Here is a 22,709-nt window from a genome sequence, read left to right as displayed (position 1 = left end):
TGAAGCGTTGCGTCAAGGAGGTTCCGTGGCCGGGCAAGCCCCGCAGTCGCGAACGAAGGTGGCACAGTGACCAAGCAGATCCGTCAACTCGACCGGGTCGTCATCCGGTTCGCCGGGGACTCCGGCGACGGCATGCAGCTGACCGGCGACCGGTTCACCTCGGAGACGGCGCAGCTCGGCAACGACATCTCCACGCTGCCAAACTTCCCCGCCGAGATCCGGGCTCCCGCCGGGACCCTGCCGGGTGTGTCGAGCTTCCAGGTGCACTTCGCCGACTACGACATCCTCACGCCGGGTGACGCGCCCAACGTGCTGGTGGCGATGAACCCGGCGGCGCTCAAGGCCAACCTGGCCGACCTGCCGCGCGGCGCGGACATCATCGTCAACACCGACGAGTTCACCAAGCGCAACCTCGCCAAGGTCGGCTACCAGACCAGCCCGCTGGACGACGACTCGCTGGCCGGCTACGTCGTGCACCCGGTGGCGCTGACCTCGATGACTGTCGGCGCGCTCGCCGCCCACCAGGTGTCCAAGAAGGACGCCGAGCGGTCGAAGAACATGTTCGCGCTCGGCCTGCTCTCGTGGATGTACTCCCGGCCCTTCGAGTCGACGCTGCGCTTCCTGGAGCGCAAGTTCGCGGCCCGTCCGGAGCTGGTCGCCGCGAACGTCGCCGCCTTCAAGGCCGGCTGGAACTTCGGCGATACCACCGAGGACTTCGCGGTCCGCTACGAGGTCAAGCCGGCGAAGATGCAGCCGGGCACGTACCGCAACATCACCGGCAACGCGGCCCTCTCGCTGGGGCTGGTCGCCGCCGGGGTCCGCTCCGGGCTGCCGGTCTTCCTGGGCGCGTACCCGATCACGCCCGCGTCGGACATCCTGCACGAGCTGAGCAAGCACAAGCGCTTCGGTGTCCTCACCATGCAGGCCGAGGACGAGATCGCCGCGGTCGGCGCCGCACTGGGCGCCTCCTACGGCGGGTCGCTCGGCGTGACCACCACCAGCGGCCCCGGTGTGGCGCTCAAGAGCGAGACGATCTCGCTCGCGGTGGCGCTGGAGCTGCCGCTGGTGATCGTCGACGTGCAGCGCGCCGGCCCGTCGACAGGCATGCCGACCAAGACCGAGCAGGCCGACCTCAACATGGCGCTCTACGGTCGGCACGGTGAGGCGCCGATCGCGGTGATCGCGCCCCGCTCACCGTCGGACTGCTTCTTCGCGGCGCTGGAAGCGGCCCGGATCGCGCTCACCTACCGCACCCCGGTGATCCTGCTGTCCGACAACTACGTCGCCAACGGCTCCGAGCCCTGGCTGCTGCCCGACGTGGAGTCGCTGCCCGACCTGCGGGTCGAGTTCGCCACCAAGCCCAACGGCGAGGACGGCACCACCTTCCTGCCCTACCTGCGTGACCCGGAGACCCTGGCCCGGCCGTGGGCGATCCCCGGCACGGCGGGCCTGGAGCACCGGATCGGCGGCCTGGAGAAGGCCGACAAGACCGGGGACATCTCCTACGACCCGGCCAACCACGACTTCATGGTGCGCACCCGGGCCGCCCGGATCGAGACGATCCCGGTGCCGGACATCGAGGTGGAGGACCCGGACGGCGACGCCCGGGTGCTGGTCCTCGGCTGGGGCTCGACGTACGGGCCGATCGGCGCGGCGTGCCGCGGCGTGCGCCAGCGCGGTCTCTCCATCGCCCAGGCGCACCTGCGGCACCTGGCACCGATGCCGGCCAACCTCGGCGAGGTGCTGCGCTCGTACGACAAGGTGGTCATCCCGGAGATGAACCTGGGCCAGCTCGCCCACGTCATCCGGGCCCGCTACCTGGTCGACGCGATCAGCTACAACCAGGTCCGCGGCCTTCCGTTCACGGCCGCCGAGCTGGAGACGACGCTGGAAGAGGTGCTGAAGAATGTCTGAGCCCGTCGCCGTCAAGCTCACCGCGAAGGACTTCAAGTCCGACCAGGAGGTGCGCTGGTGTCCCGGCTGCGGTGACTACGCGATCCTGGCGGCCATCCAGCAGTTCATGCCGGAGCTGAACATCCCCCGGGAACGCACCGTCTTCGTCTCCGGGATCGGCTGCTCGTCGCGCTTCCCGTACTACATGAACACGTACGGGATGCACTCGATCCACGGTCGGGCCCCGGCGATCGCGACCGGCCTGTCGGTGTCCCGGCCGGACCTGTCGGTCTGGGTGGTCACCGGCGACGGCGACGCGCTCTCCATCGGCGGCAACCACCTGATCCACGCGCTGCGGCGCAACGTCAACCTCAAGATCCTGCTGTTCAACAACCGGATCTACGGTCTGACCAAGGGTCAGTATTCTCCGACGTCCGAGGTCGGCAAGATCACCAAGTCCACGCCGGCCGGCTCGGCGGACGCCCCGTTCAACCCGCTCTCGCTCGCCCTCGGCGCGGAGGCCAGCTTCGTCGGCCGGACCATCGACTCCGACCGCAAGCACCTGCAGTCGGTGCTGCGGGCCGCCGCGGAACACGAGGGCTCGGCCTTCGTGGAGATCTACCAGAACTGCAACATCTTCAACGATGGGGCGTTCGACCAGCTGAAGGACCCGTCCACCCGGGACGACTACCTGATCCGCCTGGAGCACGGGCAGCCGATCACCTTCGGTGCCGACGGGCGGTTCTGCGTGGTGCACCCGCCGGGCGGTTTCGGCCTCGAGGTTCGGGACACCAGCTCGGTGCGCCCGGAGGAGATCGTCGTGCACGACGCGACGGTGACCGACCCGGCGTACGCCTTCGCGCTGTCCCGGCTGCCCGGTCTGGACCTGCGCAACACCCCGATCGGGGTGTTCCGCTCGGTGGACCGGCCGTCCTACGACAGCGTGGTGCAGGGTCAGCTGGCGGCTGCCAAGGCGACTGTCACCGAGACCCCCGAGCAGCAGCTCGCCGGTCTGCTGGGCAGCGGTGACACCTGGACGATCGTCTGATCGTGCGACAACGGGAAGGGCCCGCAACCGGTTGGTTGCGGGCCCTTCCGTTTCGTTACCGCTGGAACAACCGGATCAGAAGACCAGGTTGAAGGCGCCCCAGCCGGTGCCGACGACCTTGCCGCTCGAGTCGATCCACTGGCCGTAGCCGTTGGTCGTGTAGAGCCGCATGTCGCCCTTGCTGTTGACGCCCAGCATGTCCATCATGTTGTCGCCGCTCCAGTCGCCCGGAACCATGATGTTCTTGAAGCCCTGCCAACCGCTGCCGATCTTGGTGCCGAGCGGGTTGGTCCAGCCGCCCTTGCTGTCGGACTGGTACATCTTCAGGTCACCGGTCGAGGTGCGACCGATCAGCACCTCACGCCCGTCGCCCTTCCAGGCCCCGGGGGTGAGGAACAGGTTGAAGCCGTTCCAACCGTTGCCGATCTTGGTGCCGAGCGGGTTCTCCCAACCGCCCGCACCATTGCTGGTGTAGCGGATCAGGTCACCGTTGGACTTGCGCACCAGCAGGCTCGGCCGGTTGTTGCCCAGCCAGTTGTTCGTCACCATGAGCGCGGTGAAGCCCTGCCAACCGGTGCCGACCTTCTTGGCGCCTCCGACGAAGTTGCCCTTGCCATCGGTGTTGTAGAGGAACAGCTCACCGTTGGGCTTCATCGCCATGATGGAGGGCTTCTTGTCGCCGTTCCAGTTGTAGACCCGGAAGACGCGGCTGTAGATGTTCCAGCCCGTGCCGATCTGGCGAGCCATGTAGAAGCCGCCGTACCCGTTGTTGGAGAAGCCACTGCCGTAGTACAACCCCAGGTTGCCGGCGGAGTCGCGGGCGAGCAGGTCGGTGTGACCGTCGCCGGACCAGTCCGCGTTGACCAGCGCCGGACGGGTCAGGTCCGCCTTGATCGAGTTGTTGTAGTAGCTCAACCGCTCGTAGTAGCCGGGCGAGGAACCACACGGCTCGAAGCCCCAGTCGGTGATGCCGACCTGGACCCCGTTGACGAGCAGCGGACCGCCCGAGTCGCCAGCGCAGGTGTCGCTGCTGGGGGCGGCCTTGGTGCCCGAGCCGGCGCAGATCATCCGGTTGGCAAAGTAGAGCCCCTCGGCGTTGCAGTCCGCATCGGACCGCATCGCAACGGTCGCCTTGCGCAGCCGACTGTCCGGCTGCTGCTCACCCGACGTGGTGATGCCGTAGCCCGCGATCTGGGCCGAGGTGCCGGCCGCGTACGGCTTCTGGTCGCCCTGGGCGCTCAGCGACACCGCGGTATACGCGCTGGGCAGGTTCTGCTTCAGCGTGAGGACCGAGACGTCGTCGACGATCGGCGCGTTGGGGTCGTTGTACTGCTGGGCGATGTTCCAGCCCGGGTGGGTCCAGGTTGAACTGACCTCGGCGACGTACCCGCTGCCACCGACGATCTGGCCATTGCTGTCGACCAGCCGGTCGTTGCCGGCGATGACCCGAGTGGTGCCGGGACCGTCGGCGGTGCAGTGCGCGGCGGTCAGCACCTTGTTACGGGCGATGATCGTGCCGGTGCACCAGTACCAGTAGAAGTCCGGGCCGTCCTGGAGGGTGGTGACGATACCCACGATGTACGGAAACTCGGAGGCACTGGCCAGGGTCCCCTGGAAGACCTTGGGAGAGGCACCCGTGCCGGACTGGAAGGCCCGGCCCTGGGCGCCCGGCTTGGGAAGCGTGAGCTTCCCCTTGTGCAGGTTCGGCAGCTTGCTCAACCGGTCCGGTCGCGAGCTGCTCGCCGCGTCGTAGACGCCGCCGCCGGTGGGGGCGGCCTGAGCACTGGTCGTGGGTGCCACGGCCGCCACGCCCGTGAGGGCGAGGCCCGCCACGACACCGGCGTACCACCGCCGTCGGGCTCCTGCGGATGTTGCCACTTCAGCCACTGATTGCTTCCCGTCGTTCGATTAACGAGGCACTCGGAGCTGCCCGGGATGACCTGCGGGGGACGCGACGGGTGAACGACGAAACACACATGGGCGAATCCGCCCGAACTGAAGATTTTCCCCGTCGTGCCTGCGCCAACGACGCTGCGCCGACACGTCCCGGCAGCGACACCCATTGACAGCTCTAAGCCGGGACACCGTAGCAAGGGTTCGGTCAGGAAGCTGCCCGGTAAGGGGTTTTCTCCATGATCCGAAACCGGACCGCGACGAAACCGATGGGGTCAGGGCAGCCACGACTCATCCGGACGGGTTGCGGCCCTCAGCCACCCGGTGCACAGAACTGGATGTCCCGGGCCGGAGGGTGGCCGTCCGGTGTGGACCGCCACCCTCCGCTGCGACGAGGCAACCGACAGTCAGCGGGCGGCACCGGCCGGTGGCCAGAGATTGTCGATCTCCTTCTCGGCCTGCGCGAGGCTCGCCTCGTGCAGCGGGATCAGCTCGGCCATCGCCGGCACCGACGGCGCCCGGGTCAGCTCGGCACTGATGAAGCGCGGCCGCAGGCCGGTCAGCGACAGGCCGTGCGGGAGCCACGGCTCCGCGTGGTCCCAGCCGTTGCGCGGGGCTCCCTCGCCGTATCCGCCACCTCGGCTGGCGAGCACCACGAACTCGCGGTCACCGAGCAGACCCTCCTGTGTCGTCGGGTCGTACGCCAGCCCAGGAACGATCAGGTGGTCGACCCAGGACTTGACGCTGCTGGGCGCGCCGTAGTTGTAGAGCGGCAGCCCGAGCAGCACCACGTCGGCCTGCTTCACCTCGTCGACCAACCGCTCGCTGAGCTCCCAGGACTCGCGCTGGGCCGGCGTGTGCTGATCCGGCGGCGTCATCCGGGCCAGCCCGCCGGCCGCGTCCAGGTGCGGGAGCGGGTCGGCGCCCAGATCCCGGTAGGCCACGGTGCCGCCCGGGTGGGCCGCACGCCATGCGTCGACCGCGCGGGCGGTGAGCCGCCGACTGACGGACCAGTCACCTCGGATGCTCGAATCAATATGCAGCAGGTGCATTATTCCTCCTCTAGGAATCGTCTGCGAAGCACCAACTATTTATAGCAAGCCGATGTTCCGTCAGCTCGGTAGACTGGGTCACATGTCCGCCCAGCCGCTCGACTCCTCGGAGCACCGCTCGGGCGCCCTCCTGGACCACCTGGCCCGGCGGATACGACTGCGGTCGGAGTCGGTGCTGGCGCCGCTGGGGCTACGCCCCCGGCACCTGGTCGCGCTCACCGTGCTGCGGGCCGGCGGCGGCACCGGTCAACAGGCGCTCGCCGCCACCCTCGAGATGGACAGCACCAACATCGTCGGGCTGCTCAACGACCTCGAAGCGAAGCAGCTGATCGAGCGCCGACGCTCCCCCGAGGACCGCCGCCGACACGTCGTCGAACTCACCGAAGATGGGGCAAAACGCCTCAGCGAGGCCGAATGCGCCCTGGCCGGCGCCGAGGACGAGGTGCTGGGCGCGCTGAATCCCGTCGAGCGGGAGACGCTCTACGAGTTGCTCAACCGGGCCGCCACCGGCACGGTCAACTGCGCCGAGGTGATCTGCGGCACCGACGACCCCCGCTGACGCTGCGCCCCTGCTGACGGTGCCGCACCTCAGCGGCGCGGCTGTCCAGCAGCGGTCACGCCGACGGCGGGGCGGTCACACCGGCCAACAGCGGTGCCAGGATCAGGCGGTAGTGGCCGACTGCGGGCGGTCGTCGCGTACGTGCACCAGCATGTCGCCGGTCTCGATCACCGCTCCGGCCCGGTCGGCCAGGGTGACCACCTTGCCCCGCCGCACCAGGGCGATCACCAGCGATTCCAGCTCACGCGGTGAACGGCCCACCTCGTCCCGCTCGGCGGAACGCATCGCCAGCGCCATGCCCTGGCCGGGGGTGAGCAGGTCCTCCACCACGTCGATCAGCGGCGGCGCCGAGGTGGACAGGCCGAGCAGCCGGCCCGCCGTGGCCGAGGAGACGATCACGTGGTGCGCACCGCTCTGCTTGAGCAGCGGGGCGTTCTCCGCCTCCCGGGCCGCCGCGATGATCCGGACCTGCCCGGCGGTGAGCTGCCGTACCGTCAGCGCGACCAGCACCGACGCGTCGTCGCTGTCGGTCGCGATGATCACGGCCTTGGCGCTCTTGACGTGTGCCTCGTTCAGCACCGACGACCGGGTCGCCGAGCCCTCGATCGCCACCAGCCCGGCGGAGGTGGCCTGCCGCAGGGCGGCGGCGCTGCGCTCCACCACCACGATCCGCGAGCGGTCCAGACCGTTCTCCATCAGCGCGGAGACCGCGCTGCGCCCCTTGGTGCCGTAGCCGCAGATGATGACGTGGTCCTTCACGGCTCTCCTCCACCGCGACAGGCGACGGCCGGTCCGGTACTGCTCGGTCAGAACTTCCAGGGTGGTACCGACCAGGATGATAAGGAAGATCACTCGGGCCGGGGTGATGAAGAGGACGTTGACCAGCCGGGCCGACGGCGCAGCCGGGGTGATGTCCCCGTAGCCGGTGGTCGAGAGCGACACCACCGCGTAGTAGAAGCAGTCCAGGAGGGTGAGGCCGTCCTCATTGACATCGCGGTAGCCGTCCCGGCCGAGGTAGACCGCGGCGACCACGGCGAAGACCAGGCCCAGGGCGGCGGCGAGCCGGAGGCTCAGCGCGCTCAGCGGGCCCCGACGCTGCGCGGGAAAATGGATCACCGTCGAACCTGCTCCCCCGCCGTCGCCTGCACGCCCACAACATAGCGGGTACACCGGCGACCGCACGTCGGGGTCGCAGCGGACAACCTGCGGCCCGCCCGCACCCGACTACCGGACGACAACGACGACCCGGTGCAGGCCGGCAGACGGAGGGGGCGCGACCCTCGTGACGACGAGCGGCGGACGGCGAACCGAGGCCGACGACGAATACACCGAGTACGTCCGGTCCCGGATGGTGCAGTGGCGACGCACCGCCTACCTGATGTGCGGGGACTGGGACCGGGGCGACGACATCCTGCAACGGGTGCTCACCGAGCTGTACCGAAACTGGGCCAAGGCCCGCCAGGCCGACCACCTGGACGCGCTGGTGCGCACCATGCTGCTGCGGCGGCTGATCGACGAACGGCGGTTGCGGTGGGCGCGGGTCCGCCTCGGCGGCGCGCTGCCCGACGCGTCCACCGCTTTTCCCGACCCGAGCGACCGGATCACGGTGGTGGGCGCGCTGCGCCAGGTACCGCCACGGCAACGCGCGGTGCTGGTGCTGCGGTACTTCCAGGACCTCAGCGTCGAGGAGACCGCCCAGGCCATGGGCTGCTCGACGGGGACGGTGAAGAGCCAGACCGCCAAGGGCCTGGCCACCCTGCGCACCCTGCTCACCCCCACCCTGACCGGCAACTGAGAGGAGCGACGATGCTCGACGAACGCCACATTGGCGACCTGATGCTGACCGAGATCGAATCGGCCGAGCGGCCCTCGGAGGTGCTGGACGTGCGGCGGGCGATGCGCACCGCACGGCGGCAACGCCGCCTCGCCCACGGAGCCGGCGCCGCGCTGCTGGCGGTGGCGCTGACCGTCGGCGGGCTCACCGTCCCCGACCTGCTGACCCCGGACCGGTCGCCGGCCCCCGCACCGGTGGGCACCGCGGCCGGCAAGGGTCGGACCGGGCTACCGGCCGCGCTCACCACGGTCGACCCCCAGCGGGTGTACGTCCGGTTCGGCTGGCTGCCGGACGGGCTGCGAAATCTCCAGTACCAGGCCGGACTGCTGCTCTCCGGTCCGGGCGTGTACCTCAGCGCGTCCAACGCCCCCGGCAGTGGCCAGTGGAAGGGCGTCGCTGTCACCCTCTATCCGAAGGGGCTGCAACCTCCGGCCCCACAGCGGGACAGCGGCGAACCGGCACAGCCCGGCAAGACCACGCCCGGCCCGGAACTGAACGGCGGCACCAGCACCTTCGCCTCCTACAGCGGGGCCGAGCAGCCGGAGGCGATCCTGCGCTGGCGGTACGCCCCGGACGGCTGGGCACAGCTCAAGGTGGTGGGCGTGGGAGCCGACGTCCGGAGCACCGCGGCCCAGGTGGCCAGGGCGCTGCGGTTCGGCGACGAGCCGACCCCGATGCCGGCCTCGGTGGCGGGTGTACCCGAATCGCTACAGGTGATCACGGTCGACGTGCAGGAGTCGCTGGACGAGCCGAACGACTGGTACGCGTCGACCACCTGGGCACCACGGTCGAGCACCGGCGATCCTGGCCAGCAGCGGGCTCGCACGATGACGGTGAGCGTCTCCCGCTACCGCAACATCACCGATCCCACCGACAACAGGTACGTCGAACCGAACACCACCGTCGCCGGACACCCGGCACGGTTCGGCGGACAGAACGGCAACGAGTCGCTGACCGTCTACGACGTGAACGGGGCGAACGTGACGATCGACGACAGTGCCCTGCTGCCCACCGGCGGCACCAGGGCACTGTTCCCGACGGTCACGCTGGTGCCCGAGCCGGCCAGCTGGCGCACCCACCTGGGTCGGTGACGTGTCGGGCCCGCGCCGTGCGGCGGCGCGGGCCCGCACGGGCAACCGTCGGGTCCGGCAGCGGGCATGATGGGGGTGTTCCCGGACGACGACCGCGAGAGTGAGGCCCGCATGTCGTTACTGCGACGAGTGATCGGTGGGGTGTTGCGCCGCCACCGCCAGCGTCAGGGCCGCACACTGCGCGAGGTGGCCGCGTCGGCCGACGTCTCAGTGCCCTACCTCTCAGAGGTCGAGCGGGGCCGCAAAGAGGCCTCGTCGGAGGTGCTGGCGGCGATCTGCCGAGCGCTCGGCATCAGCCTCGCCGACCTGCTCGGCGAGGCCCGCGACGACATGCGCCGAGTCGAGCCCCGCCTCCCGGCCGCGCCGCGCGCCGCGCTCACCCACCTGGAACGGGTCGATGCGACCCGGCGGGAGATCGGCAACGCCACCCTGCTGGTGGGTCCCCGTGTCAGTGGGTTCGTCCTGCACCGCGAGCCGATGGCGAGCGATCCGACCCTCAGCGTTCCCGAAAAAGCGTCCGCTGGTGGCTTCCGCCCCGGTCCGCGTACCCCCGCCCTGGCCGACGACGCGCGGACCCGGCTGGGCCTGCGGCAGCTGACCGCCGCGTAGGCCGCGCGGGTTCTGCCGTCGGCGGATCTGCCGCCGGCAGAATCACTGGGTCAGCCACCGCCGTCGTGCCCACGCTGAAGGGGCCGGTCCACCGGGCGGTCACCACCGCCCGCCGGCACCGTGGGAGGCGACGGCACATGATGAGGTACGGCGTACAGATGCTGGATGGTGGGCAACCGACCTTTGGTGATCACGTGTTCGAGCGGCTGCTGCGGGAGCGGATCGTCTTCCTCGGCACCGAGGTGACGGAGGAGTCGGCCAACCAGATCTGCGCGCAGATCCTGCTGCTCGCCGCCGAGGACGCCGACCGGGACATCTACCTCTACATCAACTCGCCGGGCGGTTCGGTGAGCGCGGGAATGGCGGTCTACGACACGATGCGCTACGTCCGCAACGACGTGGCGACGCTGGCGCTCGGGTTCGCCGGGTCGATGGGGCAGTTCCTGCTCTGTGCGGGCGCGGCCGGCAAGCGGTACGCGCTGCCACACTCGCGGATCATGATGCACCAGCCGTCCGGCGGGATGGGCGGAACCGCCTCGGACATCACCATCCAGGCGGAGAACATGCTGCACGTGAAGCGGACGATGCAGGAGCTGATCGCCCAGCACAGTGGACGCACGCTCGACGAGATCCAGCGCGACTGGGACCGGGACCGTTGGTTCACCGCCCAGCAGGCCCGGGAGTACGGCCTCATCGACCACGTGATCACCCGAGCCGAACAACTGCCGACGCTCTGATCGACAGGACCTGCTCCGGCAGGATTCGACCTGGGCCCGCCCGGCCAGGCGAAGCCTCGGAACCAGTTCGAGCCCGCCCACCTCAGCCGGTACGATCGCGATCTTGTTCGTACTGCAGGGAGCCCGTGAGATCCTCGTGCGGCCGCCCCGGCAACTCCCATGCTGAGAGTAGGTGTCGTCAATGGCATGCCGTATCGGTGAGATCGTGCTCAAGTGCCGCGACCTCGACGTGCTGGCGCGGTTCTGGTCCGAGGTCCTGGACTTCGTCGAACTCGATCGCGAAGAGGGCGTCTACATCGAGATAGGCCCGCGCGAAGGGTTCGGCGGCCCCCAGCCGACGATCTTCCTCATCCGCAACGACGATCCGAAGAGCGGGCACGCCCGGCTGCACATCGACGTCAACCCCACCGACCGCGACCAGGCCGCCGAGCTTGAGCGCCTCCTGGCCGTCGGGGCCGTACCCGTCGACATCGGTCAGCCGGCCGATGCGTCGTGGCACGTGCTCGCCGATCCGGAGGGCAACGAGTTCTGCCTGCTCCGTAGCCGCCTCGACCCACTCTGACGGCGCTCGCCCGCGCTGCGCCACCCGGCGAGCGCCGACAAGCTCACCAAGAGGATCTACGTTTCGCCTGGTGCCCCCGGCAGGATTCGAACCTGCGACACACGGTTTAGGAAACCGATGCTCTATCCCCTGAGCTACGGGGGCGCGAGGGCCAAGTCTAGCGACCTGGGGGGTCACCTGGGGTGGCAGGGAGTGGCAGACGTTCACCCACCTCCCCTGGGCCCCTGTTTGCCCAGCCCAGCACCACATCCTGAGCACGCGAACCCTGGCCTCGCCACCGGGGGCGGTCGGCTGCGGTGCCCACCTGTGACGGGTGCCGACGATGACCGCCCCCCGCCCCGTGTCCGCTCACCCCGCTGGGTGCGGGTTCGACGCGGCCAGTGCGGATGTCGGCGGCCAGCACCACCTACGTGTTGAAATGGATCTACTCAATACCGAGTAGAGTCCATGGTTCGAACTACAGGATGAGGCCGAGGGATTTGATGAGCCCGAGCAGCACGACTCCTCGGATCGCAAGGGAAGACGACCTCGCGGGCTTCACGGCCGGCCAGTTCCTGGCCGTGACGAAAGCCCTCACGATGATTCTGGCTCTCCCGCCGTCAGCCGCCGACCACGTCGATGCGCTCGTCATCGCCAGTGGCCAGGGCGAGGAATGGCGCTTCACCCACGCGATCCGCAGCTGGGAGACGAACCTCGACCTCCGCTACCTCCTGGTGGCCAATGGCAACCCGACCGAGAAGACCTACGTCGACATCACACTCGGTTACCTGCGCAGCCTCGGCCTCCGCCGCGTCGGTGGAGTTCACGTCCAGGCCGAGCCGGCTCCCAACACGGCCTTGCAGGCCGCGTGGATCGTCAACCAGGTCAAGGCCCACGGCATCACGAGCCTGGCGCTCGCCGTCTCTCCCTACCACCTGCCCCGCGCCTACCTCACGCTCCTCAAAGCGTTCACCGAGTCAGGCGTTCGCCTTCCCATCATTCCGGTGCCGGTGGCGGTGCCCCCGGACCGGCTGGTCCCGGAAACCGGCGCCACCGCCTACGACCTCGTGCCCGGGGAGGTGAAGCGCATGCTGACGTACGCGGACCAGGGGTGGATCGCGACGCTTGAGGAGCTGCAGCAGTATCTGCAGTGGCTGTGGAGTCATCACGAGCCGCTTCTCCGTGGGGGCTCGCGACGGTCTGTCGAGGATGGCGTGTCGGCCTGACATCCACCGGGGCGCCCGGTGCAGCAGGCCGCCAGCCTACGAGCGCGGGGGTCGGGCGGCGCGGCGACGCTCGGTGAGCCGTCGCGCCTTCACCGCGTTGCCGCAGTCGGCCATCCGGCACCAGCGGCGGGAACCGTTGCGGCTCTGATCGAGGAACAGCCAGCCACAGCCACCTTCGAACACCGGGCAGCGGCGCACCCGGGTCAGGTCGGCTGTCAGCATGACGTCGAAGGCGGCCTCGGCGATCCGGTCGGGCACCAACATGGCCGGCACCGTGCCGTACGCCAGCCGCACCCGTGACGGTTCGAGCACGAATCGCGCTCGGGCGGCCGCGCCGGACCAGCGCTGGTGCAGGGCGACGAGTGCGGCACCGGCCGCGATGGGGTCACCCGGCGTACCACCGTCCGGGTCGATGATCGCCGCAAGCAGCACGAGGTGCAGCCCTTCGCGGATGTCTCGCACGGCGGCCAATCCGGCATGCGCCGCAGCGGGCTCGTCGCGCCACGCCCGAGCGACCTGGTCAGCCTCCGCGTCGCTGATCAGGCCCACCCGGCCCGACCAGCGCAGCAAGGCGGAGCTGTCGGACAGGAAGTCGTGCGGCGACTCGCCCCCTCGCTCGAGTGTGTTGACCAGATCGAGCACAGGGTGCCCGCCGACCAACGGCAGCTGACACACGTCGAGTGGCATGCCGACAAGGCTACCACCTAAACCCCCGAAGGAGGTTATGCTGCGGCTCGGCCCGGGGCCGGTGACGGCGGCGAGACCCCCGCCGTCATCCGGTCGGACCGCAGCGGGCGGCGCAGGCGATCGGCGCATGACCAGTGCGGTGAGCGGACGCCTACGCCACTGCCCCGATCACGCGGCATGGGCGCCGGCGGTGTCGAGCCGCTCGACGTGTGCCGCGTCGAGCTTGACGTCGATCGCCGACATGGCAGCCGCGTACTGGTCGAGGGTGCGCGGCCCGATCAGCGGCACGATGCTCGGCGACGTCTGGTGCATCAGCCACGCGAGCACCAACTGGTTGGGCTTGACCCCCAGCTCGGCGGCGAGCGCGGTGAGGGCGGTGAGCCGCGCCTCGGCATCCGGACCCTGGTACGGATCCATGATGTCGTGGTTCCGCCGCTTCGCCGGATCGTCGTAGACCCCCTTGAGGATCGGCGAGTACGCGACCAACGTCAGGTCGTCGTGCGTCCGCAGGTAGTCGAGCTGCTCGTCGTCGACGATGGACTTGTGGTCGAGCCCGGCGCGGCGACGGAGGTAGCTGTGTTGTTGCTGCACCGCTACCGGCGCGGGCCAGCCATGGCGGTCACAGAGCTGCCGGATGCGTTCCAGTCGCCAGGTGCGCACGTTGCTCCAGCCGATGTACCGCGCCTTGCCGTCGCGGACGATCTCCGCCAGGGCGGCCAGCGTCTCCTCCAGCGGCGTCGACCGGTCGTCGACGTGCACGTAGAACAGGTCGACGTGGTCGGTGCCGAGCCGCCGCAGACTGTCGTCGATGCCCCGGCGTACGGTGTCGGCGCCGGCACCCTCGAAACGGGCCTGGACCTCTTCCCACGTCTTGCCACGCGCCTCTTCCGGATCGGCCAACCGCGCACCGCACTTGGTGGCGAGAAAGACCTTGTCGCGCCGACCGCCGTTGGCGAGCCAGCGGCCTATCAACTCCTCACTCTCGCCACCGGTGTTGCCCGGTGACGGCCACCACGCATAGCAGTTGGCGGTGTCGACGAAATTGCCCCCGGCATCGAGATAACGGTCCAGCATCTCCACCGACGACGCCTCGTCGGTGAGCGTTCCCATCAGCATGCACCCGAGAGCAATCTGACTGACCTGCTCACCCGTACGCCCCAATTCCACAGTCCTCATGGCGGGAAAGCTATATGTTCGGGCGTCCTCCACGTCAACCCGTTGCGCTACTCGAAAAGCGCGCCGGTCATACGCCTCCGCGGAACGGAAAAAGGGCGAGCTGCACCGCTGCCGGAGCCTGAGATTGGCCGATGCTCGCATACTGACGCATCGTGGTAGCCACCGGCGGCTACCACGATGACTCGGAACAACGGCGTCCGCGCCAATGGCGCGGTGGGACATGCCGACGGCGACGGGTTCCTGGTTCAGCAACTCGACGCCGTCAGGCACGTCCGTGACGCGGCACCGTCAGTTCTGCAGTGCGGGGCGGCCAGGCGCGACATACTGCCACCCGGCCTGCTGCCACTCCTCGGCGTTGAGCAGGTGCCGCCCGTCCACGACGTTGCGGCTCTTGACCTCCTTGCCCAGCACCCGTGGGTCGAGGGTGGCGAACTCCTGCCAGTCGGTCAACAGGGCCACCGCGTCGGCGCCGCGGGCCGCGTCGAGCGGGCTGGTGGTGTAGGTCAGGTGGGGGAAGGCACGCCGCGCGTTCCCCATCGCCCGCGGGTCGTAGACAGCGGCGACACCGCCCTCACGGCTGATCAGCTCAGCCACGTACAGCGCGGGCGAGTCGCGGATGTCGTCGGTGTTGGGCTTGAAGGCTGCGCCGAGCACTGCCACCCGCCGTCCGCTGAACCCGCCGCCGCACTGCTTGCGGAGCAACTCCACCACCCGGTCGCGGCACCGCAGGTTCACCGCGTCGACCTCGGCCAGGAAGGCCAGGGCGTGGCCGACGCCGAGGTCGTGGGCGCGGGCCCGGAAGGCCCGGATGTCCTTCGAGATGCAGCCGCCGCCGAAGCCGAGGCCGGCCTTGAGGAACTGCTCGCCGATCCGCGGGTCGCGTCCGAGCGCTTCGGCGACGACTGTGACGTCGGCGCCGCTCGCGTCGCAGAACTCGGCGATCGCGTTGATGAAGGAGATCTTCGTGGCCATGAAGGAGTTGGCGGCGGTCTTGATGACTTCGGCGGTGGGCAGATCGGCCACCACCACCGGGACGCCCGCCTCGATCAGCGGCGCGTAGACCTCGCGGAGCACCGCCTCGGCGGACGTGTCGGCCACGCCGAGCACGAGGCGGTCCGGGCGCAGGGTGTCGGCCACCGCCGTACCCTCGCGCAGGAACTCCGGGTTCCAGGCGACCGCCACCTTCTCGCGGTCGGGCGCCAGAACGCGGAGCATCTCGGCCAGGTGAGCCGCGGTGCCGACCGGCACTGTGGACTTGCCGACGACCAGGCACCCGTCCGCCAGCGACGGTGCCAGACCCTCGATGGCCGCGTGCAGGTGGCTGAGGTCGGCTGCGCTGGTGTCACTGCGCTGCGGCGTGCCCACGCAGATGAAGTGCACGTCGGCGCTCGCGGCGTCCTCGTACGCGGTGCTGAACCGCAGACGCCCCTCGGCGAGATTGCGGGTGATCAGCTCGTCCAGCCCAGGCTCGAAGAACGGCACTCGGCCGTCCGCCAGCGCGGCGATCTTTTCCGGGTCGATGTCAATCCCGATGACCTGGTGCCCCAACTCGGCCATACCGGCGGCGTGTGTGACACCGAGATACCCGCAGCCCAGCACGGAGATCGTAAGCACTGTGCCTCCTAATTCCAGTCCGCTGATGGTTTGCTGGCGGCCGCTGCCGTCCGCCGTAGGCCTTCCTTGAGGGCGACCTGTGGCCGCCAGCCCAGTTCCCGCTCGGCTCGAGTGATGTCGGGGCAGCGCTGCCGAGGGTCGTCCTCGTCGGCCTCGATGAACTTCAGCGGTGACCGGCTGCCCGTCACCTCGAGGATCATCTGAGCCAGGTCACGGATGGTGACCTCGTGGACGTTGCCGATGTTCACCGGTTGCCCGTAGTCGCTCTCCGCGATCGCCAACAGGCCTCGCGCGGTGTCCTCGGCGTAGCAGGGCGAACGCGTCTGGTTGCCGTCGCCGTGGATCGTCAGGGGGACGCCGTCGAGGGCCTGGGCGATGAAGCCGGAGATCACCCGACCGTCCGGGCGCATCCGCGGGCCGTAGCTGTTGAAGATGCGCGCGATACCCACGCTCACGTCGTGCTTCTTGCCGTAGGCAGTGGTGAATGCCTCGGCGAACCGCTTCGCCTCGTCGTAGACGGATCGCGCGCCGATCGGGTTGACGTTGCCCCAGTACTCTTCGTCCTGCGGATGCTTCAGCGGGTCGCCGTACACCTCCGAGGTGGAGGCCAGCACGAAGCGGGCTCCGCATCGGTGGGCGATGCGCAGCGCGTTGTGGGTGCCGTAGCTACCGACGAGCATGGTCTCGATCGGCAGCCGATAGAATTCGGGAATCGACGCCGGCGACGCCAGGTGCATCACCAGGTCGACCGATCCCGGCGTGTCGAATTCCTCGGAGACATCCGCCTCCACGAGCGTGAAACCCGGTCGGCTCATCAGGTGCTCGATATAGCTACGGTGCCCGGTGGAGAAATTGTCGACGCCAATCACCTCCACGCCGGCGGAGAGGAGCTGCTCGCAGACGTACGAGCCGAGAAATCCTCCACCGCCGGTCACCAAGGCTCGTCGGAATCTGCTGGATTGCGACACGGGAACCTCCAATCCCTGTCGAAAGTGGGTTGGACCTCGGCTACGCGGAGCCTTATCGCACCGCCGCGTCAATGCTGCGACGGCTGAGCCCACTCTCCGGTGGGATGAACGTACTGTCGGCCGGGTACTCTGCACGCGGCTCGACCAGCACTCAACGGGCCCGCACGCCTACCGTTGCGACGGACTGGCGCTACCTCAGACAGCGGGCGGAAGAACAGCTTGTTCGCGCACGTCGTGCCGGCCGGCCGCCTCGTCGCGAATCTGCCCGAGTAGCTCGTCGGCCTCCAGGCGACCCAGCAGTGCGTGGAACTGGTCGAAGATCCCGAGCGCCTGGGAGGCCCACTCCAGTGCGGAGGAGTAGTCCCGTCGAGCCCGGTGCACCCGCGCGAGCGCCAGGCAGAATCGCGCGGTGGCGAGCCGGTCGCCGTTTCGGCGGGCGATCGCGTACCCGTGGTTCAGTGTCACCGCCGCCTGGTGATGCTGGTGTTGCCGCAGTTTCACGAGACCGAGCCCGTGCAGCACGTGCGCCTCGCCTGCCCGGTCGTGGCCGCCGCGTACCAGCTTCAGGGCCTTGGTCAGCTCTTCCTCGGCCCGGGTCAGGTCGCCGTCCTCGAAGTGCAGTTCACCCAGCCGATGCAGCACCATCGCCTGGACACGGGTGCTGTTGACCTCGGTCACCTTCCGCAGCGCCTCAGCCAGCAGCTCGGCGGCGGAGCCGCGCTCGCTCCATTCCAGCTTGATGCGCGCCATGCCGCTGAGGATGTGCGCGGTGCCCGCCGCGTCCCCGAGCGGATGCAACGCGGCAAGTGCCTCGCTGTAGCGCGCCCACGCTTGATCGAGGTCACCGTGCACCCGGTCGAGGAAGGCCAGGTGCCGCAGGGCGAGGGCGCGGCCGCGCGCCTCGCCGATCTCGTCAAACACCTCAAGCGCCTGGGTCAGCCGGGCGCGCGCGTCGTCGAAGCGCTGCTCGACGATGTCCACCGCGCCCAGCGAGTACAGCATCGCGGCAGTGCCGAGTCGGTCGTCAGCCTGCCGCGCGGTAAGCAGGGCGATTTCGTGCGTCGCTCGCCAGTCGTCGAGGTAGCTGCCGGTCTCGAAGAGCGCCACCATGGTGATCGCCAGGTCCCAGCAGTAGTCGGGAGCACCGGCCTGGGATGCCTGACCCACCGCGGCCACCGCGGCGGCTCGTTCGTTCTCGAACCACATCAGCGGATCGCGCAGGAGGTCGTGGACGAGGTGTCGTGGCAGACTCCAACGCTCCGCCCTGCTGTGAATCACGGTGTAGTCGCCGCCGTACAGGATGCGGTGCGCCTCGTCGGCGAGGAACAGCCACGCACCGAGGAGACGCCGAGCGGCCTCCAGCCGGACCGGCGCGGTCTCCTCGGCCGCGAGCCGCTCACGGGCGTAGACCCGAACCAGGTCGTGCAGCCGGTAGCGGGTGTCGACGCCGAATCCACCCACGACCTCCAGCAGCTGCGCGTCCACCAGCGCGTCGAGCGTGTCGGACGCGGTGGCCACGTCGATGTCGAGCAGCGGCGCCGCGGTCCAGCTCGGGAAGTCGTGGGTCTCGAGCAGGCCGAGCCGCCGCAACAGCCGTTGCGCCTGCTCGTCGAGGCCCTCGTAGCTGATCGCGATGTTGGTTCGCACATCCAGGCCGCCGTGCGCCAGCTCGTCCAGACGCCGGCCCTCGTCCTCAAGTCGCTCGGTCAGCTGCGCCATCCGCCAGTGCGGACGGGCGATCAGCCTCGCGGCCGCGATCCGCAGCGCCAGCGGCAACCGACCGCACAGCTCGACCAGGCGTAGGGCCTCGCGCGGTTCGGCGGAGGCCCGTTCGGAGCCAACCATCCGGGTCAGCAGTTCGACGGCGTCGCGCTGTTCGAGTGCGCTCACCTCGACGAGCCGGGAGCCGGGGATGCCGGCCAGGCGGCGCCGACTGGTCACGATCACACCGCAGCTGGGGCTGCCCGGCAGGAGCGGGTAGACCTGTCGCTCGTCGACGACGTCGTCCAGGACGATCAGCACCCGGGACGCGGCGATCTGGCTCCGAAAGGTCGCCGCGCGCGCCTCAAGCCCTTCGGGTATCGAGGACCCGGGCATGCCGAGCGCGCGGAGAAAACCGTCGAGGATCTGGGAAACACCGCCGCTGTGTGACCGCTCCGGACCCAACCGGGTGAACAGCAGCCCGTCCGAGAATTCGCCGGCCAACTCGTGGGCCAGGTGCACGGCGAGGGTCGTCTTTCCCGCACCCCCGCGGCCGGTGATGGTCAGGACCGGCACGGAGTCGTGGTCGGAATGACCGCTGCCATAGCGCAAGAAGTCGCCCAACTCGGTCACGAGCTCGCCGTACCCGGTGAAGTCAGGTATGTCGGCCGGAGCCATTCGGGGCACCGGGGGCGCCGGCTCGATCGGATTCGGCCATTCCTGCTCCACTGCCGGGCCGGGCTCGAGGTCTCCGTTGAGGATGGCCCGCTCCAACAGCCGGAGCGGCTCACTCGGCTCCAACCCGAGGTCGTCGATCGAGGCCTGCCGCGCCGACCGGTATGCCGCCAGCGCCTCCGCCTGCCGGCCGGCCCGGTAGAGCGCGGTGATCAGCTGTTGCCACAGCCGTTCCCGCAGCGGGTGCTCGGTGACGAGCGCCATCAGTTCGTCAATGGTCTCGCGATGCCGGCCGAGGTGCAGCTCCAGTTCGAGGCAGTCCTCGACGACGGCGAGCCGTCGCTCGGCGATCCGGGTGGCCGCTGCCTCGACCAGCCGGCTGTCCACGCCGCTGAGCGGAGCCCCGCGGTACAGCGCCAGGGCCTGCCGAAAACCCGACGCGGCATCCTCCAGCCGTTGCTCCCGCAGCGCCGTGCGGGCTTCGCTCAGAAGGTCGTTGAAGATGTGCAGGTCCAGCTCACCCTCGGCGATTCTGATCTGGTAGCCGGCCGGGTTGGTGACGATCCGATCGTCGAGACCGGTGCCTCGGAGCGCACGTCGTACCGCCGATATACAGATCTGAATCTGACTTTTGGCTGTCGATGGCGGCGATTCCTCCCATACCGCCTCGATAAGCCGGCCGAGCGGGACCACATTATTGGCCTCCAGTAGCAGCATGGCGAGCACTGTCTGCTGCCGGGAGGCGGTGATGCTTGCGTTCACAACGTGCAAAGGTCCAAGTATGCGGAAAACCTGCAAATTTCCTCCCCGTCGACAAGCTTCCTCCCCGTCGACAACGACACATCGCCAGCCCAACGGCACCCCCCGGAGCCGGCCGGATGATCGTTTGACGCCCCGCATAGGAGAACGTTTTACATGGTAGCGAAGCATGCAGGCGGGCACCAGGCGAGATTCGGGATCGCCGATGTTTCAGAGCGTCTATGAGATGACGTGTTGGCCAGACGCAGGTGAACGTACGACACGGTGATTCGACGGGTCATGCGGGCCGTACCAGCCCGACGGGCGTGGCGTCAACGTGCACCCGATGGCGCGCGCAGTTCCGAGCGAGCAGACGACGGTGGGCGCGTCACGCCGGGGCTCGCTCGGCGATCGTGAGTGGGGCGGCGAAGTCCCGCGAGGCCGAGGGCTCGCGGCCGCCAAGCTTTTCTCGGGGTCGCCGCCGCCGCTCTCCCTCGCAACCGGGACGGCGGGTCAGCGCGCGGAAAACGCCCCGGTCGACGCTGATCCAGCACCGTCGGGCCCAGGGGCAACCATGCGGCGCAGACACCGCGCCATCCCGCCGGCGGCGCCAGACCACGCACACCATCCACTGATGACCCACTCAGCCCGCTCCCGCCGGCGCGTTATGCACGTTCTCCGTAGACGGCGAAACCCGCAGCGTTGAGGTATACGGCCATCCGCAGGTCGAGCTCGATCTCGCGTACCTGGATGGACACCGAGAAGTCGCGGTATTCCGCGACAGTCCCGAGGCCGGCGAAGTAACTGGAGGGATCGAACGTGAGCTGATGGGCGCCGCGCTTCACCTGAAGCTCCTCCAGCGCCGGCAGTCGGCCGTCATTTGCCGTGAACCCGGACATCAATGGTGCCCAGCCTCGATCATCGCGGCTGTGCAGCCGCACCAGCACGCCCGGGACAGGTCTGCCCGACGCGCCATCAATAATGCGAACACCAATCATTTGACATCCAAGTCCCTCCATTTATGGCAGCGGCTCGCGTGAGCTTACAGCTGACCGCTTTCATCCCGCTATCAAGTCGGCAAGCGCTTTCGGCATCTTGCGCTAAGCGCATCGAGGACGGATCGACAGCCATCAGATATCAGGTCGACAGCGGACGCTGGTGGACTCGGTCCGTAGCCGAGATCGAAGGGGGAGCGAGATTATGAGCCGTGATACCAACTGGGGCTGACGACTTGGGCCGGGCGCCCACAACGAGAGGTGGTCCCTCGAGTCGGAAACCGATTCGAGGGACCACCTTCATGCTGCGCGGGACACGCCTAGAGGTCAGAGACCGCCCTCCGGACAGCCCTCGACAGCACCCGTTCGATCAGCGGGTCGAGGATCCGGTCATATATCGGCACCCCGACGTCGTACGTCAGCTCGAAGAGCACCTCACAGCCCTCCGCCGCGGGGATTGTCCGCCACACGCCGGACAGGCTGCGGAAATCGCCATCGGTCTGGGTGAACGAGATACGGCGCTCGCTCGGTGCCGGCTCGGACCGCTGCCGCCAGTGAATCGCCCCACCGCGGAACGGCACCGTCCACTCATCGTCGAACTGCCTGATCCGATCGAACGCGGCATCCGCCGACACCGCGCTTCCGGCTGTCACCCGAATCGTCCTCATGAGCCGCTCCTCAGTGAGACCGCCTGCAGATGCGTCGTCCGGATCATCATGTAGCTGGCTTCGCCGAAGACGCCGCCGGTGAGGCCGGTGCCGCCGTGCGAGGGCAGGTACGGGAAGAAGCCGGAGTGCGATTCGTCGTTCACCTTGATGACGCCGCCGTTGGTCACGCCACCCACGAAGCGCTCCACCACCGCTTCGTCAGCCGACCAGAACGAGTTGCGCAGGCCGTACGCGTTGGTGTTGACGAAGTCGAGCACATCCTCGAGCAGCGCGTCGTCACTGCGGCCCGGCTCGGGAACCACCACCGGTAGCAGCGGGAAGAACGTCTCGGCGCGGACCACCGACAGCTCACGGCTGCGCGCCAGGCCGTCGACGCGCACCACAGTCGGTTCCAGGAAGTAGCCGGTGTCGGACGGCGCCCCGTCCACCTCCAGCTGGCGTCCGCCGCACACCAGCTGGGCTCCACCGGCCAGTGCTTCCTCGAGCACCGCGAAGAAGCTCCGCTGGGCCAGAACCGGGGTGAGCTCCACGCCCTCGTCGTCGGGGTAGCCGGGTCGGATCTGCCCGGCGGCGACCCGGAGCCGGTCAAGCAGCTCGTCGGCGATCGCCGGATGCGCCACAACCTGGTTGGGCACGTTGCAGATCTGCCCCGAGGCGTTGAACGCCTCGGTCCGCGCGCGGACCGACAAGTCGAGATCAGCATCCCGCCAGACCACTGCGCAGTCGTTGCCGGCCAGCTCCAGGATGGGCTTCTTGCCGGCGGCGATGCAGTCGTTCTGGAAGGCCAGCCCCTTCTCGCTGCCGCCGAAGTAGATGATGTCGTTGACGTGCGGGCTGGCCAGCCAGTCGTCGAGCATCGGCGGTCCGCACACGACGTTGACGGTGCCCGGTGGCGCACCCACCTCGTCGAGGGCCGGGGCGATGATCTCCCGGATCGCGTACATCACGCCCAGCGGCAGACTGCGCGGCGCCCGGATCACCACGGTGTTGCCGGAGAGCAGGGC

The 22,709-nt window shown here is 69.0% G+C and carries 19 protein-coding genes, 1 tRNA gene and 1 pseudogene; 9 read left to right on the top strand and 12 right to left on the bottom strand.

The annotated features are described in order from the left end of the window. Positions 1-66 precede the first annotated feature (66 nt). A complete protein-coding gene (locus KBX53_RS01065; RefSeq protein WP_210857510.1) occupies positions 67-1,914 on the top strand; it encodes a 2-oxoacid:acceptor oxidoreductase subunit alpha in 1,848 nt (615 codons plus the stop codon). After that, a complete protein-coding gene (locus KBX53_RS01060) occupies positions 1,907-2,941 on the top strand; it encodes a 2-oxoacid:ferredoxin oxidoreductase subunit beta (RefSeq protein WP_030329260.1) in 1,035 nt (344 codons plus the stop codon). Before KBX53_RS01065 ends, KBX53_RS01060 begins: the two co-directional genes overlap by 8 nt. A gap of 75 nt (positions 2,942-3,016) precedes the next feature. Here the strand turns inward: KBX53_RS01060 and KBX53_RS01055 are convergent, their stop codons facing one another. Together KBX53_RS01055 and KBX53_RS01050 are read right to left on the bottom strand one after the other, a co-directional pair. Then, positions 3,017-4,774, bottom strand: coding sequence for a trypsin-like serine protease (locus KBX53_RS01055; RefSeq protein WP_210857509.1), 1,758 nt, complete (start codon positions 4,772-4,774; stop codon positions 3,017-3,019). Positions 4,775-5,241: 467 nt separating this feature from the next. Continuing rightward, complete coding sequence (locus tag KBX53_RS01050; protein ID WP_247674932.1) at positions 5,242-5,886, bottom strand: FMN-dependent NADH-azoreductase; 645 nt, start codon at positions 5,884-5,886, stop codon at positions 5,242-5,244. Between the two features lie 82 nt (positions 5,887-5,968). Between KBX53_RS01050 and KBX53_RS01045 the strand changes: the two genes are divergently transcribed. Next, positions 5,969-6,445 carry a MarR family winged helix-turn-helix transcriptional regulator gene (locus KBX53_RS01045; RefSeq protein WP_156057341.1) on the top strand — a complete coding sequence of 159 codons (477 nt, stop codon included), beginning with the start codon at positions 5,969-5,971 and terminating at the stop codon, positions 6,443-6,445. Between the two features lie 102 nt (positions 6,446-6,547). On the opposite strand, the gene KBX53_RS01040 is transcribed toward KBX53_RS01045, so the two are convergent. Beyond that, on the bottom strand, positions 6,548-7,561 hold the full coding sequence (locus tag KBX53_RS01040) for a TrkA family potassium uptake protein (protein WP_030329269.1): 1,014 nt from the start codon (positions 7,559-7,561) through the stop codon (positions 6,548-6,550). Between the two features lie 166 nt (positions 7,562-7,727). Between KBX53_RS01040 and KBX53_RS01035 the strand changes: the two genes are divergently transcribed. The 5 genes and pseudogenes from KBX53_RS01035 (at position 7,728) to KBX53_RS01015 (ending at position 11,278) form a co-directional block, all read left to right on the top strand. Further along, positions 7,728-8,240, top strand: a complete 513-nt coding sequence (locus tag KBX53_RS01035; protein ID WP_309140687.1) for a SigE family RNA polymerase sigma factor — start codon at positions 7,728-7,730, stop codon at positions 8,238-8,240. Between the two features lie 11 nt (positions 8,241-8,251). Next, positions 8,252-9,370 carry a hypothetical protein gene (locus KBX53_RS01030; RefSeq protein ID WP_210857508.1) on the top strand — a complete coding sequence of 373 codons (1,119 nt, stop codon included), beginning with the start codon at positions 8,252-8,254 and terminating at the stop codon, positions 9,368-9,370. A gap of 111 nt (positions 9,371-9,481) precedes the next feature. Then, a pseudogene (locus KBX53_RS01025) lies at positions 9,482-9,715 on the top strand (helix-turn-helix domain-containing protein); the annotation flags it as partial. Positions 9,716-10,116: 401 nt separating this feature from the next. Beyond that, positions 10,117-10,716, top strand: coding sequence for a ClpP family protease (locus KBX53_RS01020; protein WP_210857514.1), 600 nt, complete (start codon positions 10,117-10,119; stop codon positions 10,714-10,716). 181 nt (positions 10,717-10,897) lie between these two features. Next, positions 10,898-11,278: a VOC family protein gene (locus KBX53_RS01015; protein ID WP_030329280.1), complete on the top strand. Its 381-nt coding sequence runs from the start codon at positions 10,898-10,900 to the stop codon at positions 11,276-11,278. A gap of 68 nt (positions 11,279-11,346) precedes the next feature. On the opposite strand, the gene KBX53_RS01010 is transcribed toward KBX53_RS01015, so the two are convergent. Next, positions 11,347-11,422 (bottom strand) — tRNA-Arg (locus KBX53_RS01010). A 338-nt stretch (positions 11,423-11,760) separates the two neighbouring features. Here KBX53_RS01010 and KBX53_RS01005 point away from each other — a divergent pair. Then, the gene (locus tag KBX53_RS01005) at positions 11,761-12,483 is read left to right on the top strand and encodes a hypothetical protein (RefSeq protein ID WP_051708200.1); all 723 of its coding nucleotides are present in this window, start codon (positions 11,761-11,763) and stop codon (positions 12,481-12,483) included. 36 nt (positions 12,484-12,519) lie between these two features. Here KBX53_RS01005 and KBX53_RS01000 read toward each other — a convergent pair whose 3' ends face one another. From KBX53_RS01000 to KBX53_RS00965, 8 genes are all read right to left on the bottom strand, one after another. After that, positions 12,520-13,170, bottom strand: a complete 651-nt coding sequence (locus tag KBX53_RS01000; RefSeq protein ID WP_210857507.1) for a CGNR zinc finger domain-containing protein — start codon at positions 13,168-13,170, stop codon at positions 12,520-12,522. A gap of 168 nt (positions 13,171-13,338) precedes the next feature. Beyond that, positions 13,339-14,346, bottom strand: a complete 1,008-nt coding sequence (locus tag KBX53_RS00995) for an aldo/keto reductase (protein WP_210857506.1) — start codon at positions 14,344-14,346, stop codon at positions 13,339-13,341. A gap of 288 nt (positions 14,347-14,634) precedes the next feature. Further along, positions 14,635-15,960, bottom strand: a complete 1,326-nt coding sequence (locus tag KBX53_RS00990) for a UDP-glucose/GDP-mannose dehydrogenase family protein (protein ID WP_210857505.1) — start codon at positions 15,958-15,960, stop codon at positions 14,635-14,637. Positions 15,961-15,968: 8 nt separating this feature from the next. Further along, positions 15,969-16,895, bottom strand: a complete 927-nt coding sequence (locus KBX53_RS00985; RefSeq protein WP_081883715.1) for a GDP-mannose 4,6-dehydratase — start codon at positions 16,893-16,895, stop codon at positions 15,969-15,971. Between the two features lie 228 nt (positions 16,896-17,123). Next, entirely contained in the window at positions 17,124-20,066 is a 2,943-nt protein-coding gene (locus KBX53_RS00980; RefSeq protein ID WP_051708202.1) for an AfsR/SARP family transcriptional regulator, read from the bottom strand. A gap of 641 nt (positions 20,067-20,707) precedes the next feature. Further along, positions 20,708-21,040, bottom strand: coding sequence for a hydroxyisourate hydrolase (locus KBX53_RS00975; protein ID WP_167337272.1), 333 nt, complete (start codon positions 21,038-21,040; stop codon positions 20,708-20,710). A gap of 317 nt (positions 21,041-21,357) precedes the next feature. Further along, a complete protein-coding gene (locus KBX53_RS00970) occupies positions 21,358-21,690 on the bottom strand; it encodes an SRPBCC family protein (RefSeq protein WP_210857504.1) in 333 nt (110 codons plus the stop codon). Positions 21,691-21,701: 11 nt separating this feature from the next. Then, positions 21,702-22,709 (bottom strand): aldehyde dehydrogenase (locus KBX53_RS00965; RefSeq protein ID WP_210857503.1); only part of this gene is annotated, 1,008 nt, incomplete at its 5' end.

Source organism: Micromonospora sp. M51 (assembly GCF_018070305.1).
Classification (GTDB): domain Bacteria; phylum Actinomycetota; class Actinomycetes; order Mycobacteriales; family Micromonosporaceae; genus Micromonospora; species Micromonospora parva.
This window is presented reverse-complemented; position numbering and strand designations above follow the sequence as displayed.

Bases quoted from the DNA above. Each gene is read 5' to 3' on its own strand.
- KBX53_RS01060 (WP_030329260.1), top strand. From the start codon at position 1,907: ATGTCTGAGCCCGTCGCCGTCAAGCTCACCGCGAAGGACTTCAAGTCC.
- KBX53_RS01050 (WP_247674932.1), bottom strand. From the start codon at position 5,886: ATGCACCTGCTGCATATTGATTCGAGCATCCGAGGTGACTGGTCCGTC.
- KBX53_RS01045 (WP_156057341.1), top strand. From the start codon at position 5,969: ATGTCCGCCCAGCCGCTCGACTCCTCGGAGCACCGCTCGGGCGCCCTC.
- KBX53_RS01030 (WP_210857508.1), top strand. From the start codon at position 8,252: ATGCTCGACGAACGCCACATTGGCGACCTGATGCTGACCGAGATCGAA.
- KBX53_RS01020 (WP_210857514.1), top strand. From the start codon at position 10,117: ATGATGAGGTACGGCGTACAGATGCTGGATGGTGGGCAACCGACCTTT.
- KBX53_RS01015 (WP_030329280.1), top strand. From the start codon at position 10,898: ATGGCATGCCGTATCGGTGAGATCGTGCTCAAGTGCCGCGACCTCGAC.
- KBX53_RS01005 (WP_051708200.1), top strand. From the start codon at position 11,761: ATGAGCCCGAGCAGCACGACTCCTCGGATCGCAAGGGAAGACGACCTC.
- KBX53_RS01000 (WP_210857507.1), bottom strand. From the start codon at position 13,170: ATGCCACTCGACGTGTGTCAGCTGCCGTTGGTCGGCGGGCACCCTGTG.
- KBX53_RS00995 (WP_210857506.1), bottom strand. From the start codon at position 14,346: ATGAGGACTGTGGAATTGGGGCGTACGGGTGAGCAGGTCAGTCAGATT.
- KBX53_RS00975 (WP_167337272.1), bottom strand. From the start codon at position 21,040: ATGATTGGTGTTCGCATTATTGATGGCGCGTCGGGCAGACCTGTCCCG.